At 46.5% G+C, this 13081-nt stretch carries 12 protein-coding genes; 7 read left to right on the top strand and 5 right to left on the bottom strand.

Features of this window, described 5'->3' with window-relative positions:
• Positions 1–477 precede the first annotated feature (477 nt).
• The 5 genes from NJR55_RS07590 (at position 478) to NJR55_RS07570 (ending at position 6854) form a co-directional block, all read left to right on the top strand.
• A complete protein-coding gene (locus tag NJR55_RS07590; protein ID WP_253619233.1) occupies positions 478–2877 on the top strand; it encodes a TonB-dependent receptor plug domain-containing protein in 2400 nt (799 codons plus the stop codon).
• Between the two features lie 172 nt (positions 2878–3049).
• On the top strand, positions 3050–3367 hold the full coding sequence (locus NJR55_RS07585; protein ID WP_011235497.1) for a hypothetical protein: 318 nt from the start codon (positions 3050–3052) through the stop codon (positions 3365–3367).
• A gap of 46 nt (positions 3368–3413) precedes the next feature.
• Complete coding sequence (locus tag NJR55_RS07580; protein WP_253619231.1) at positions 3414–3827, top strand: copper chaperone PCu(A)C; 414 nt, start codon at positions 3414–3416, stop codon at positions 3825–3827.
• A 27-nt stretch (positions 3828–3854) separates the two neighbouring features.
• The gene (locus NJR55_RS07575; RefSeq protein ID WP_253619229.1) at positions 3855–4544 is read left to right on the top strand and encodes a TIGR04219 family outer membrane beta-barrel protein; all 690 of its coding nucleotides are present in this window, start codon (positions 3855–3857) and stop codon (positions 4542–4544) included.
• A gap of 96 nt (positions 4545–4640) precedes the next feature.
• Positions 4641–6854, top strand: coding sequence for a bifunctional diguanylate cyclase/phosphodiesterase (locus NJR55_RS07570; protein ID WP_253619227.1), 2214 nt, complete (start codon positions 4641–4643; stop codon positions 6852–6854).
• Here NJR55_RS07570 and NJR55_RS07565 read toward each other — a convergent pair.
• From NJR55_RS07565 to NJR55_RS07545, 5 genes are all read right to left on the bottom strand, one after another.
• The gene (locus tag NJR55_RS07565; RefSeq protein WP_253619225.1) at positions 6851–7324 is read right to left on the bottom strand and encodes a DUF3299 domain-containing protein; all 474 of its coding nucleotides are present in this window, start codon (positions 7322–7324) and stop codon (positions 6851–6853) included. The two genes, NJR55_RS07570 and NJR55_RS07565, sit on opposite strands and share 4 nt — an antisense overlap.
• Positions 7321–8598, bottom strand: a complete 1278-nt coding sequence (locus NJR55_RS07560) for an ABC transporter permease (protein ID WP_253619223.1) — start codon at positions 8596–8598, stop codon at positions 7321–7323. Before NJR55_RS07560 ends, NJR55_RS07565 begins: the two co-directional genes overlap by 4 nt.
• Positions 8595–9290, bottom strand: coding sequence for an ABC transporter ATP-binding protein (locus NJR55_RS07555; RefSeq protein ID WP_253619222.1), 696 nt, complete (start codon positions 9288–9290; stop codon positions 8595–8597). Before NJR55_RS07555 ends, NJR55_RS07560 begins: the two co-directional genes overlap by 4 nt.
• Positions 9291–9317: 27 nt before the next feature.
• A complete protein-coding gene (gene ppa, locus NJR55_RS07550; protein ID WP_011235490.1) occupies positions 9318–9848 on the bottom strand; it encodes an inorganic diphosphatase in 531 nt (176 codons plus the stop codon).
• A 111-nt stretch (positions 9849–9959) separates the two neighbouring features.
• Positions 9960–10943 (bottom strand): class 1 fructose-bisphosphatase, encoded by a 984-nt coding sequence (locus NJR55_RS07545; RefSeq protein WP_253619221.1) that lies wholly within the window; start codon positions 10941–10943, stop codon positions 9960–9962.
• Between the two features lie 150 nt (positions 10944–11093).
• On the opposite strand from NJR55_RS07545, the gene mpl reads away from it, so the two are divergent.
• Positions 11094–12455 (top strand): UDP-N-acetylmuramate:L-alanyl-gamma-D-glutamyl-meso-diaminopimelate ligase, encoded by a 1362-nt coding sequence (mpl, locus tag NJR55_RS07540; protein ID WP_253619220.1) that lies wholly within the window; start codon positions 11094–11096, stop codon positions 12453–12455.
• A complete protein-coding gene (locus tag NJR55_RS07535; protein ID WP_253619219.1) occupies positions 12455–13075 on the top strand; it encodes a flavin prenyltransferase UbiX in 621 nt (206 codons plus the stop codon). Before mpl ends, NJR55_RS07535 begins: the two co-directional genes overlap by 1 nt.
• Positions 13076–13081 lie beyond the last annotated feature (6 nt).

The raw sequence follows: 13081 nt of genomic DNA, 5'->3' as shown, positions 1-13081 counted from the left end.
CCAGCGCCGATGGTAGTGTGGGGTTTCCCCATGCGAGAGTAGGTCACCGCCAGACTACAAATAAATAACCCCAGCCAAACCGGCTGGGGTTTTTTATTTCTGGTGTGGAGCTACGGCGAGAGTAGGGTGAAGCGGGTTCCTGGTAAAGCCAACCATTTGGCTTTACCCCGCTGAACAGGTTGAGCTCTGCGAAACCTTGTCCAGACTACCAATAAAACAGCCCTCAGCTCACGCTGGGGGCTTTTTTTATGTCTGCTCCGTAGCCTGACGTTCACGTCAGGTGAGATGTGGATGTACGCCACGTACTCCGGCAAAGTCACTGAATACTCCGCCCAACCGCGTTTATCTCCAACCACCTCACCTGATGCAGGAGCATCAGGCTACTATAACGTTTGCTTATACCTAATTGCTTTCCAGACTGAACCAAACTGCTAATTTACTGCTATATTCACTGTAATAATTATAAGGGAGAGCAGTATGAAACGTTTCAATGCTATTACGCTTGCTTTGGCGAGCTCATTTTTCATTACGCCAGTTGCGTCAGCGCAACAAGATTCTGCGCAAGACGTGGAGGAAGTGATTCAGGTTGTAGGTTCCCGATTATCAATGCGAACAGCAACAGACGGTGCTGCACCAGTGGACATCATTAGTGGAGAGGACTTAGCCGCGACAGGTATTACTGAAACCGCTAAAGCACTTCAGTACGCGGTACCCAGCTTTAACTTTCCCGCATCGTCCGTGACAGACGGGACAGACGCAGTTCGTCCAGCCTCTTTAAGAGGTCTGTCTCCGGATCACACATTAGTACTCATTAATGGTAAAAGACGTCACAAGTCAGCCTTAGTTCATTTAAGCGGAACAACAGGAAGAGGCAGCTCGAACGTCGATTTGAATGCTATTCCTATGGCGGCAATAAAACGTATTGAAGTCTTGCGGGACGGCGCGGCGGCTTTATATGGTTCAGATGCCATCGCTGGTGTTATCAATATCGTTTTGAAAGACAACGACAGCGGCGGCAACGCCAGTATACAAGGTGGTCAAACCTATAAAGGTGATGGCGAGCAATGGAAACTGTCTGCCAGCTCAGGCTTTGCTATTGGTAACGACGGTGCGCTAACACTGTCTGGTGAGTTACATCATAAAAACAGAACCAACCGTGCAGGGCTCGATCCGCGCCAACAATACCCAGAACTGCCAAATGGCGATCCCGATCCAAGAGAAGAGACCTTCGACAGACAGAGTTTCCATGTCGGTGATGCGGAGTACGAAAATGCTGCGTTGTTCGCTAACCTCGATATCGCTATAGGTGAAGGTAATTTCTATGCGTTCGGTGGGATCAGTGATCGCACTTCTGAATCAGGTGCATTTTATCGCCGGGCTCTTCAAAGTAATACATTAACTGAATTGTATCCGGATGGCTTTTTACCTATTTTAGCCCCCGACGTTAATGACCATTCAATTTATGCTGGCTACGAATGGTTAGTCGGCGAATGGACGTTAGATTTTAGCGGTGGCTATGGCTTCAGTAAGTTTCAGTATAACGTTGAGAACTCATTAAATGCGTCTTTAGGTCCTGAGCTTACGCCTACTTCTTTTGATGCAGGTACGCTGGAAAATAGTGAATCCAACGTTACCTTAGACGCTCAACGCTTTATTCCATTTGCGAATAATTCAGAAATTTCCCTGGCTATGGGTATCAGCTACCGCAAGAATTCTTATGAAGTTATTGCCGGTGAAGAAGCATCCTATATTAACGGCGGCTACGAAGATCGACCCGGTGGCAGTCAGGGCTTTACTGGATTTTCTCCTGATTCGGAGGTAGATGAGTCGCGCAATAATGTGGGTGTTTATGTTGAAGCAGAAAACCAGCTCACAACTGACTTTATGTGGGGCGCTGCGGTCCGATATGAAGATTACTCAGACTTCGGTAATAACACTAGTTGGAAACTTTCCAGTCGTTATGATTTAACCGACAGAATTGCGGTACGTGGTGCTATTAATACTGGCTTCAGAGCGCCTAGCGTACAACAATTGTACTTTAGCAATATCTCTACTCTGTTTGTTGATCGCGGCAACGGACTGGAGCCTGAACAGTCCGGAACTTTTAATAATATTAGTCCGGTAACACAGGCTCTGGGTATTGGTGCTCTTCAACCCGAAGAATCTGAAAGCGTTAGCCTGGGCATGGTCTGGAATGGTTATGATGGTCTGGCAATCACCATTGACGCCTTCCAAATCGAAATTGAGGATCGGATAATTTTATCCGGCGATGTAGCTCCGGGAGACTCTCCGGCTGTGGAAGAAGCGCTTGCTAATACATCAGCGGAAAATGCGCGCTTTTTCCTTAATGCCGTTGATACAACGACCAAAGGCATAGATATTGTAGCCAGTAAAACCTTCGATATTGGCGACTACGGTGATCTGAAAACGCAGTTAGCTTACGGTTATAATAATACTGAGATAGACTCTATTAACCTTCCGCAATTGCTGGACGGACTGGACGATGTTTTGTTTGATAGTGATGAGCAAATACGTATGACGCGCTCCACTCCTGATCATTCAGGGTCAATTGGTTTAACCCATACTAAGGGCAAATGGACCAGCAATGTCCAGTTCAGTTATTTTGGTAACTATGCCATTGGTTACAGCAGTGGAACCGAGACTTACGGTCCTAACTGGATAACAGACGTGACCGTTAGTTATCAGTGGAACGATGCTCTGGCAGTTAGAGTGGGAGCTCAAAACCTGTTCAACGAGTATCCTGACGAGCGCTCAGAAGGCAATCAGTTTAATGGTATTTTTAAGTACCCATTAACTAACTCGCCTATCGGCTTCAACGGCGGCTATTTCTACTCGGAAGTTGAATATAAATTCTAATTGCCTCCGAGAGCTAATATTAGTAAAAACCGCCAATTATTGGCGGTTTTTTTATTTCAGGTTTAGGTTTTAAATTTTAACTATTTGAAATATATAAGATAAATAGTTGGCATGGTAGTTGTAACTAAAAGAAGGAAGTATAGTTAAATTGCTCACTATTGGAGTTATTGTCATGTCGAATCGTAGCTTTGGCTGGTTATTGGTTTTATCTGTTATTGGTTTGTTCTTTTTCGCTGAAGAGATATTTTCAGTGTTCGGGATGGCTCTTGGCTCGGTGATTGAGTTGTCAGTTACTTTATTGATCAGCTTATTTTTTGTTGGCTTAGTATTTTTTGTGGTGGTCACGGTATTCGGCAGCGTGCTCTTAGGCGCTGGTGCAGCATTTATTGCGCTAATCCTCAGTGGAATAGGCTTCTTTTGGCCGCTGATTCTTTGTGTTCTGGTTCTTTACTTTATATTTCGCAAACCAAAGGTTTCTAGAACGGGTTAATCACGTGTAATATAAAGCCTAAGTTAAATCCAATAAGGCTTAGGCTATGTTTAAAACAATAATTGCTGTATTGAGTTTGTTACCGGTTATAGTCGCCGCCGAGACATTAAAAATTGACGATGCCTGGGCTCGTGCGACTATACCTGGAACCGAAAATGGTGCCGCTTATGCCACACTTGAAAACCTGAATGATGCCCCTGTCGAAATTACTCGTATCAGCTCAGACGTCACTAAAGTAGCCGAAATACATCGACACACAATGTCGGGCGACGTGATGAAAATGGAAGAGGTTAAATCACTCTCTATTGCTCCGGGTGAAACAATTAAGTTTCAACCAGGAGGGTATCACTTTATGTTATTTGGCTTGAAATCTCCGCTTGAAGCCAAAGAAAGCTTTTCTCTGACCTTACATTTTGAGTCAGGCTCCAAACAAACCATTCAATTTCTAGTGAAGAAATAGAGAATCCGACATCTAATAGGAAGAGTTATGTATAAAAAGACATTAGTGTTAGCCGTTGCGTTAGCGGTTGCTCCTGCCAGTGCGCTGGCTGATACAGTTTTTGGTGTTTATGCCGGTGGACAATTCTGGGATGCCGACAGTGAAGGCGAGTATGCTTTTGCTTCTAACGTAATAGAACCTAATTTCGAGGATGAAAACCAAAGCAGTTATTACATTGCATTGGAGCACCCGGTTCCATTCATCCCAAATATTAAAGTACGGGAAAATAGTTTGGAAGTTACCAGTGACTACGGGAAAAATGACTTTAGTCATAGAGATTACATTTTTTACTACGAAATTTTCGATAATGATTTAGTCTCATTTGATATTGGCGTCAATGCTATGGATTTCGACGGCAGTTTGTGGGTACTCGGTAGCGATACTATTGGCCGCCAGGACTTTTCCGTTGTTGTGCCTACAGCCTATGTAGCAGCGCGAGTGGGAATACCGGCTACCGACTGGACCTTCTTTGCTGATGCTAGTGCGCTTAGCGTGAAAGACAGTAAAGTTCAGGATGCGCAAATTGGCGTCGAGTATCGTTTAGTTGATAATTTAGCTGTCGATGTAAGCCTTAATGCAGGTTATCGCCATTCGGTGATAGAACTGGATGATGTTGATAATATTTATTCAGATGTGACCTTTAAAGGCCCATTTGTTGGAGTCGAAGTTCACTTTTAATCGATTAATTAGACTATTCAAAGCTTGCAGGTCGTTCAGCATATAAGCTAAATTGTTATATGTTTGTAACTTCTTATAAATGGATGGCCTCAACGCATGGTCAGTAGTCAAGATGAACCACTGTTTCTTCACGACGACGATGAAGTAACTCCGACAGAATACAGTAAGGGCTTCTGGAAAATTCTGATTGTCGATGATGATCAGGAAATTCATGCGGTCACTAAAATGGCACTTGCTGATGTTATTATTAGTGGTCGCCAGTTGGAATTCTTCCATGCGTATAGTGGTAGTGAAGCGCTTGATCGCCTGACAGAACATGACGACATTGCCATGGTATTGCTTGATGTTGTGATGGAAACCGATGACGCCGGTTTAAAAGTGGCTCAGGCTATTAGAGAGCAGTTAGGCAATGACGAGATCCGGATTGTTCTGCGAACGGGACAACCGGGTTATGCTCCCGAAGAAAGCGTTGTAAAAAACTATGATATTAACGACTACAAGACAAAAACAGAACTCACAAGAAGCCGTCTTTTAACCACTGTATTTTCCGCTGTTCGCTCGTATCAGCAACTTTGTACCATTAACGAAAATCGTCGGGGATTACGCAAGATCATTCACTCGGCTTCCAACTTAATGGAAAAGCACTCCATTGTTAACTTTTCTGAAGGGGTGGTCACGCAAATAGCCTCCTTGCTTGGTTTGCGTGCCGAAGGGATAGTTGGTGCCAGAGCGCCCCATAAAGACAACGATATTCTGGTACTCGGAGCTGCCGGTCACTTTGCGGATAGTATTAATAAGAGCCTATCCACTCTTAATTCTGATGAAATAGAAAGAAATGTCAGAAAATGCCTGAATGAACAGCGCCATATTCATACAGACACGGCCACGGTTTTCTTTATTGATGGACAGGCACATCAGGCGGCGGCCTACATAGAGACAAAGAATATTGTCGCTGAGTATGACCAGGAATTGCTGGAAGTCTTTTTAGCCAATATTGCGGTTGGTTTCGAAAACGCGAATTTATTCGAAGAATTGCAGACTGCGGCGTACCTTGATCCTTTAACCGGTATCCCGAATCGGGCCGAATTTACACGGTGTCTTCAAGAGCTGTCGGAAAAGCCGGACAAGGACAAAATGATTGCTGTCATCGACATTGACCACTTTTCTGATGTTAACGATGGACTAGGTCAGGATGTGGGAAATTTACTGCTGCGTGCTGTGGCGCTTCGTTTGACAGATCAGCTTGGCGATAAAGTCTTTGTTTCGCGTATTTCTGCCGACGTATTTGGCATTTATGGTCCTGTTAATATTGTCACTCCTAATGCCTTCAGCGAGCTTTTTGCCTTACCTTTTAGAGCCGGAGAGCATTACATACCGCTGCGGGTAACCTGTGGCTTTGCTTCAGCGGCAAACCCTGAGAGTGTTAATGGCAAAGGGTTGTTGAAGCAAGTTTATATCGCTTTAAAAAATGCGAAAAATAACTCTTTTGACCGCTACAACTATTATGAACCGTCGATGGAACAAGACACCCAACGCCGACTTCATCTGGTTCGCCGGCTGCGCGCCGATTTTGCCAATAGAAAACTGCAGGTTTGGTATCAGCCGCAAGTTGAGCTAAGAACGAAAAAAGTGGTAGGTGTAGAAGCTCTTCTACGCTGGCCTCAAAGCGACGGTTCTTTTATTTCTCCTGCAGAGTTCATTCCTTTAGCTGAATATTCAGGGTTGATTGTAGAAATAGGCTCCTGGGTTATTGAAGAAGCCTGTCGTCAAATTAATGCTTTCGATGAAATTGGGTTACCCCAGCTTCGGGTAGCGGTAAATGTTTCAGTACCACAATTTCGAAAGCGCGACTTCCCTGAGCTAGTCGAAAAGCAAATAGAACAGTGGGGAATTGATCCGAAGCGAATTGAGCTGGAAATTACAGAAAGTATTGTGATGGAAGACCCTGATCTGGTTGCAGATATTTTAAGGCGTTTGAAGCAGCAGGGAATTCAGGTGGCAATTGATGATTTCGGCGTCGGCTTTTCATCACTCAGTTACTTACAAAAACTGCCTCTGGATCGAATTAAAATAGACAAAACTTTTGTGAATAATTCAGATGAGAAGAGCGGCAAGATCATCATAGAGACTATTGTCGACATGGCTCGTCGTTTAGGTTTAAAAGTGCTGGCTGAAGGTATCGAAGAGCAGTCACAACTGGACTACTTTTTAGGGTTGGACTGCACTGAGGGGCAAGGTTTTTTCTTTGCTAAACCAATGCCCGCTGACCAGTTAATTTGCTTGTTACAAAAGCAAATGAGTTATTCTTAGTTATAGACTTCTACGCTATCAGCTTTCATCTGATAGCCTACAACGGCGAGGTCACCCTCTTTGCGTTCTACCTTAATGGTGCCTTCTATCCAAACGGCATCATAAGTGTTTTCGTAGGGAACACCTTCCGGGTATTCAACGTGAATAATCTGGTTGGGCGGTGGTGGCGGAACGTGAATGCACGCACCAAAATAAGGCACCAGTAAAAATTCAGTGACGTTATCGGCGTTGCCTTCCAGTTGCACAACGTAGCCAGGGATACGCACTTTCTTACCATCCAGAGATTTAACTACAGGCGCGTCCAGGCTAACCTGCTTGTCTTCGTCAGGATTGGCATCATAATATGACTGAGGCTTGACCGGAGGCGGAGTAAATCCTTCAGGGATGAGATCCTTCCAGCCAATTTTTTCAGCAGCCGCGAATGCGGGAAGGGTTAGCATTAAGAGTGCAACCGCAAATAACTTCTTCATATTTTCACCGTAAGTCCGTCTGCAAGAGATTGGCGATACGCACGCCATGCGGGAATTAAACTTAACATAAAGCCGGCACCAATCACGAGTACTATGCGCCACCACTCACTAATGCTGGGCCATGAGCTGGTAAAGATTAACCCTGTCTGCGACTGGATAACGCCGGCCAACGACCATTGCAGGCCATATAGCAAGAGTAAGCCAGAGAAAGCGCCGACCACGGTAAGTAGCAGGGCTTCACTGAGTAATAAGCCGAATATTGTTCCCGGACCTGCGCCCACGGCTCTTAAGACCGCCATTTCGCGACGGCGTTCCCTTAAGCTGGCAAGCATAATGGTCAGCATACCCAGCAGACCAATCAGCACCACCATAGCCGAGATGGCGGTTAAAGCCTGCTCGAATACTCTTAAGGTTTTCCATAGTTGCTGCAGCGTCATACCCGGTAGCAGAGCGGTTAAAGGCTCTTTGTCATAGGTGTTGATTTGACGTTGTAGGCGCAAAGCCAGAGGCTTGGCCTTTAAGCCAAGTAATGCGGCACTGATACTTTCAGCCGGGGCTTCGCCATGATGCTCGTGCTCGTCGGCATGAGCATCGTTATGTTCGTGTTCATGGTTGTGGTTATGTTCTTCGTCGTGCCCGGCCCCACCGCTGTGAATCATCTCCAGGCTGTGCAAGGTTACCAGCACCGCTTGATCAACCGGGGTTCCCGTGCGCTGCAGAACACCAGTAACAGTCAATGGATGCTCATCGTGTTCGCTAAAGCTAATGCCGCCGCTGCCGTGGGCAATAATAATATCGTCGCCAAGAGCTTTTGATAGCTTCTCGGCTGCATCAGCTCCTAATACAACGTCTTTATCTGAGGCAAAAGGTTGGCCTTGTGAAAACTCTAAAGGCTGCTTATCAGCATATTTAAAGTGCTCAAAATACGCATTGGTTGTCGCTACAACCGGCAACCCCTGAACACTGTCACCCAGTGAAATTGGCACGGCCCAACTGACTTCAGGGCGGCTGCTAATATCGGCAAAGCTTTCCCAGCTCATATTGTTGGTCATGCTGCCAATATGAAATACCGAAGACAGCAACAACTGTGTCTGTCCGGTTCTGGCGCCAATAATTAAGTCCGTACCAGAAACTGTATTGGCAAAATGACTTTGCACTTGGTCACGGACACGCTCCACTGCCAGTAATAGGGTGACACTGACAGCAATAGCTATAACAGTTAAAAGTACGCTCGCGCGTCGGTTCAGCAAGCTTTTCATGGCCAGGCGGATCATGGTTTAGCCCCCGCCTGATTAAGTTCGTTAAGCTCGACGTGTTTATCAAAATAGGAAGACAAAGCGGCGTCATGAGTCACAAAAATAACCGTGGTGTTATTTTGGCTACTCAGCTCGAGTAATAGTTGAATAAAGGTATCCCGGTGCTCAGCATCCAGCGCCGAGGTTGGTTCATCCGCTATCAGCAGTTTCGGTGCTCCCAGTAAGGCTCTGGCAGCTGCAACGCGTTGTTGTTGACCAACGCTTAGGGTATGAGCCTGTTGCTGAATTTGTTCTGAGGATAAACCTAAGCGCTTTAGCATTTCCAACGCAGTCGCTTCTGCCGATGTTCCCTGCTCTGCCAAACGTTGTCTGCGCTTTTTCGAGAACTGACAGGCGAGTAAGGCGTTTTCTAAGGCGGATAAATAGGGCAGCAAATTAAATTGCTGAAATATATAGCCAATATTGTCGGCGCGATAACGGTCTCGTTGTCTGCCGGACAAACTGGAAAATGCAGTATCAAACAGGTCTAACCGACCCTGTTCCGGTGTATTAATGCCGGCCAGCAGCGATAGTAACGTTGATTTACCACTACCGCTGGGGCCGCGCAGCAGCACCGCTTCACCCTGTTTTACCTGCCAGGCAGGAATATCCAGAGTTGGTTTTTGTCCCGCCCAGGAAAAACTCAGTTTTTCTATATTGACGGCATTCATTACGTTGGTGCTGCTGACCACTTTAAATTACGATTTTTTCGCACGTTCAAAAGAAGACACAATTTCTTCTTTTGCTGCAGCGGCATCACCCCAACCGTCAACTTTAACCCACTTACCTTTTTCCAGCTCTTTGTAACGCTCGAAGAAGTGAGTGATTTGTGCTTTTAACAACTCAGGCAGGTCATCAACGTCATTGATGTGATCGTATTCTTTGGTCAGCTTGCTAACCGGAACCGCGATAACTTTCGCATCTTCGCCTGACTCGTCAGTCATTTTTAACACGCCAACCGGGCGGCATTTAATAACAGAGCCAGCTTGCAGCGGGTACGGAGTCGGGACGAGTACGTCTACCGGGTCACCATCCAGAGACAGGGTCTGGTTAACAAAACCGTAGTTCGCCGGATAAAACATAGCGGTCGCCATAAAACGGTCAACCCATAATGTACCGGTGTCTTTATCAACTTCGTATTTAATCGGATCGGCGTTTGCCGGAATCTCGATAATGACGTTAACTTCTTCTGGCATGTTCGCGCCAGCCGTTACGTTTCCTAAGCTCATAGTACTTCCTGCTGTAGTAATAAAATAAGTAGTAATGAAATAATAAAAGGTACTGCGCGATTATAGCGGCTCGGGCCACTCACGCAATAGGCGCGCAATATCGACATCAGTCTAATAGGGTTTTGGATGTTGCTTATGGTAATCCATGCACACATCTACCTCATTGGCAGACCCCATAACCACCGAGACGCGTTGGTGAATATGCTCTGGTACAATTTCCATTAAACGGCTGTAACCGTCGGTGGCTTTCCCGCCGGCTTTTTCCACCAACATAGCCATAGGCGCGGCTTCGTATAAAAGGCGCAGCTTAAAGGGTTTTTCCGGCTTACGGGCATCCCAGGGGTAGGTAAATAAACCGCCACGCGAAATAACACGGTGCACATCAGAGACCATCGCTGCATTCCAGCGCATATTAAAGTTCTTGCCGCGCGGGCCTTCTTCGCCTTCCAGCAAGTCGTTAATGTAAGCGCGGATAGGGTCAGCCCAGTGACGACGGTTTGACATATTAATGGCAAACTCTTTGGTGTCTTTCGGGATTTCCGCTTTCTCGTGGGTCAACAAGAATTCACCAACGGTCTGATCCAGCGTGTAAATTCGCACCGCTTTACCGGTCGTCATAACCAGCATCGTTGCCGGACCATACAAGACATAACCGGCAGCAACCTGAGCTTTACCCGGTTGCAAGAACATGTTTTCGCTGGTCTCTTCGCCCTCAGGCTTACGCAGAATAGAGAAAATAGTACCCACACCACCGTTTATGTCGATGTTAGAGCTGCCGTCGAGTGGGTCAAATGCCACCAGGTAATGCCCTGAATTTGGGCTCTCGACAATGGAATCTTCTTCTTCAGAGGCAACAGCATGGACGTTAGGTGACTCAAGCAACAGAGTTTTTAACAGCTGATTGGCGACAACATCGAGCTTCTTTTGCGTTTCGCCCTGAATGTTTTCGTCCAGAGTTGAGCCTAATACACCGGCTAATGCGCCCTGGTGCAGACGGAAAGAAATTTCCTTGGCTGCAATTTGAATGGTGTTAATAACAGAGATAAGCGATTCGCTGGTTTGATCCGCTCTCAGTGTTGGTAATAAACGTTTCATGAAAGTTCCTGCAGCTCTGGTTATTGGGTGCTAACAAATGTTTGTTCAGAGAGCGCAAATGATACCTTATTTTTTGGTAAAAATCCTGCTTGTCAGTGAGTACGGTGGTACACTTTCGGTATTTTTAAAACGAACGGATTTAGAGAGCACATGCACATTCATATTGTTGGGATTTGCGGAACTTTTATGGGAGGCGTGGCCGCCATTGCACAGCAACTTGGCCATCGGGTAACCGGGTCTGATGCTAAGGTCTATCCGCCCATGAGCACGCAATTGGAAAATCTCGGTATTGAATTAATGCAGGGCTACTCGCATACCAATTTAAAGCCGCGCCCCGACATAGTGATTATCGGCAACGCGTTAAGCCGTGGTAACGATGAAATAGAGGCGGTTTTACGGGAGCGCATTCCCTATGTGTCTGGCGCGCAATGGCTGCACGACAACGTATTAACGCAGCACTGGGTATTGGCGGTTGCCGGAACTCACGGCAAGACCACTACCGCGAGTATGCTGGCCTGGATTTTAGAAGATAACGGCTTTGATCCCGGCTTTATGATTGGTGGTGTACCGGGGAACTTTCCGGTCAGTGCACGTTTAACTGATTCGAACTTTTTTGTGATTGAAGCCGATGAGTACGATACGGCGTTTTTTGATAAACGGTCCAAGTTTGTTCATTACGCACCGGATACGTTAATTCTGAATAATCTGGAATTTGATCATGCAGACATTTTCCCTGATTTAGCGGCTATTCAACGACAGTTTGCGCATTTGCTACGGGTTGTTCCCGACACCGGTCAGGTGATTCTACCCGGTGGTGATAAAGCACTGGAAGAGGTGTTGAAGCAAGGCTGCTGGAGTCCGGTGGTACGTATGGGTGAACAGGGTGAATGGCAGGCTAAATTGCTTAAAGCTGACGGTACGGAGTTCGAAGTGCATTACCAGGGCAAATGCATTGCGCAGGTTAGTTGGAACGTATTGGGTACTCATAACGTTAATAATGCCATGATGGCCATTATCGCCGCCGCCCATGTTGGCATAAAAGCTGAGCAGAGTGCGCAGGCGCTAGTCCGTTTTAAAAGTCCCAAGCGACGTATGGAGTTATTAGGTGAGCACCGCGGCGTAAAAGTCTTTGATGATTTTGCTCACCACCCCAGCGCGATTAAGACAACCGTATCCGGTTTGCGGCAGCATCAGCCTGACAGTCGTATTATTGCGGTACTTGAACCGCGCTCTAATACCATGAAAATGGGCGTTCACAGCGATACTTTGGTTCAGTCATTAGAAGACGCAGACGATGTATTCGTGTTGCAGCCCGAAGGGCTACAATGGCAATTGACCGAAAAAATGCCCAAGGCGCATGTGTTTAAGTCGACCGACGACTTACTGGCAGGGTTGCTAGCCGAAGTCAGAACCGGAGACGCCGTACTTATTATGAGTAATGGCAGCTTCGATGGTTTGCACCAGCGCTTTCTTAAAGCCTTGCAACAACTTGATGAGACAGGAACTGAGTAATGAGAACAGACAATAGAATCACTGTTGCAATAACGGGTGCCTCGGGTGCCCCTTATGCGCTGCGTTTGTTACAATGTTTGCTTGATCAGGATCAACAGGTGCTGCTGCTCATTTCCAGTGCTGCCCGGGTCGTTATGGCAACGGAGCAGGGTATGCAAATTCCGGCTGCTCCTGACAAAGCTGCGGCAATGCTGTGTGAACACTTTTCTGTTGATGCTGAACAACTCAAAGTTTACGGCAAAGAAGAATGGTTTTCGCCGGTGGCTTCAGGTTCAGCGGCGCCCGCAAAAATGGTGGTTTGTCCCTGCTCAACCAGTACCTTGTCGTCAATTGCGCATGGCAGTAGTAATACGTTGATCGAGCGTGCCGCCGATGTCGTACTGAAGGAGCGCGGACAATTAATTTTAGTTCCGAGAGAGTCTCCGCTTTCGACAATCCACTTACAGAACATGCTGCAACTCAGTCAGCAGGGCGTAACGATAATGCCGGCAGCGCCGGGCTTCTATCATCAACCAGAAAGTATTGATGATTTAATCGATTTTATGGTGGCCAGAATCTTGGATCATCTTGGCCTTGAGCAGCGTTTAGTCAGCCGTTGGGGCTATGGAAAGGAGTCATAAAGAGGT

It is taken from the genome of Idiomarina rhizosphaerae (assembly GCF_024159085.1).
In the GTDB taxonomy this organism is placed as follows: Bacteria; Pseudomonadota; Gammaproteobacteria; order Enterobacterales; family Alteromonadaceae; genus Idiomarina; species Idiomarina rhizosphaerae.
The sequence above is the reverse complement of the archived record's forward strand: the minus strand, read 5'-3'. Positions and strand labels throughout refer to the sequence as shown.

Excerpts from the sequence above, each read along its gene's own strand:
- NJR55_RS07580 (WP_253619231.1), top strand. The coding sequence starts at position 3,414 with ATGTTTAAAACAATAATTGCTGTATTGAGTTTGTTACCGGTTATAGTC.
- ppa (WP_011235490.1), bottom strand. The coding sequence starts at position 9,848 with ATGAGCTTAGGAAACGTAACGGCTGGCGCGAACATGCCAGAAGAAGTT.
- NJR55_RS07560 (WP_253619223.1), bottom strand. The coding sequence starts at position 8,598 with ATGATCCGCCTGGCCATGAAAAGCTTGCTGAACCGACGCGCGAGCGTA.
- NJR55_RS07575 (WP_253619229.1), top strand. The coding sequence starts at position 3,855 with ATGTATAAAAAGACATTAGTGTTAGCCGTTGCGTTAGCGGTTGCTCCT.
- NJR55_RS07570 (WP_253619227.1), top strand. The coding sequence starts at position 4,641 with ATGGTCAGTAGTCAAGATGAACCACTGTTTCTTCACGACGACGATGAA.
- NJR55_RS07545 (WP_253619221.1), bottom strand. The coding sequence starts at position 10,943 with ATGAAACGTTTATTACCAACACTGAGAGCGGATCAAACCAGCGAATCG.
- mpl (WP_253619220.1), top strand. The coding sequence starts at position 11,094 with ATGCACATTCATATTGTTGGGATTTGCGGAACTTTTATGGGAGGCGTG.
- NJR55_RS07565 (WP_253619225.1), bottom strand. The coding sequence starts at position 7,324 with ATGAAGAAGTTATTTGCGGTTGCACTCTTAATGCTAACCCTTCCCGCA.
- NJR55_RS07555 (WP_253619222.1), bottom strand. The coding sequence starts at position 9,290 with ATGAATGCCGTCAATATAGAAAAACTGAGTTTTTCCTGGGCGGGACAA.
- NJR55_RS07585 (WP_011235497.1), top strand. The coding sequence starts at position 3,050 with ATGTCGAATCGTAGCTTTGGCTGGTTATTGGTTTTATCTGTTATTGGT.
- NJR55_RS07590 (WP_253619233.1), top strand. The coding sequence starts at position 478 with ATGAAACGTTTCAATGCTATTACGCTTGCTTTGGCGAGCTCATTTTTC.
- NJR55_RS07535 (WP_253619219.1), top strand. The coding sequence starts at position 12,455 with ATGAGAACAGACAATAGAATCACTGTTGCAATAACGGGTGCCTCGGGT.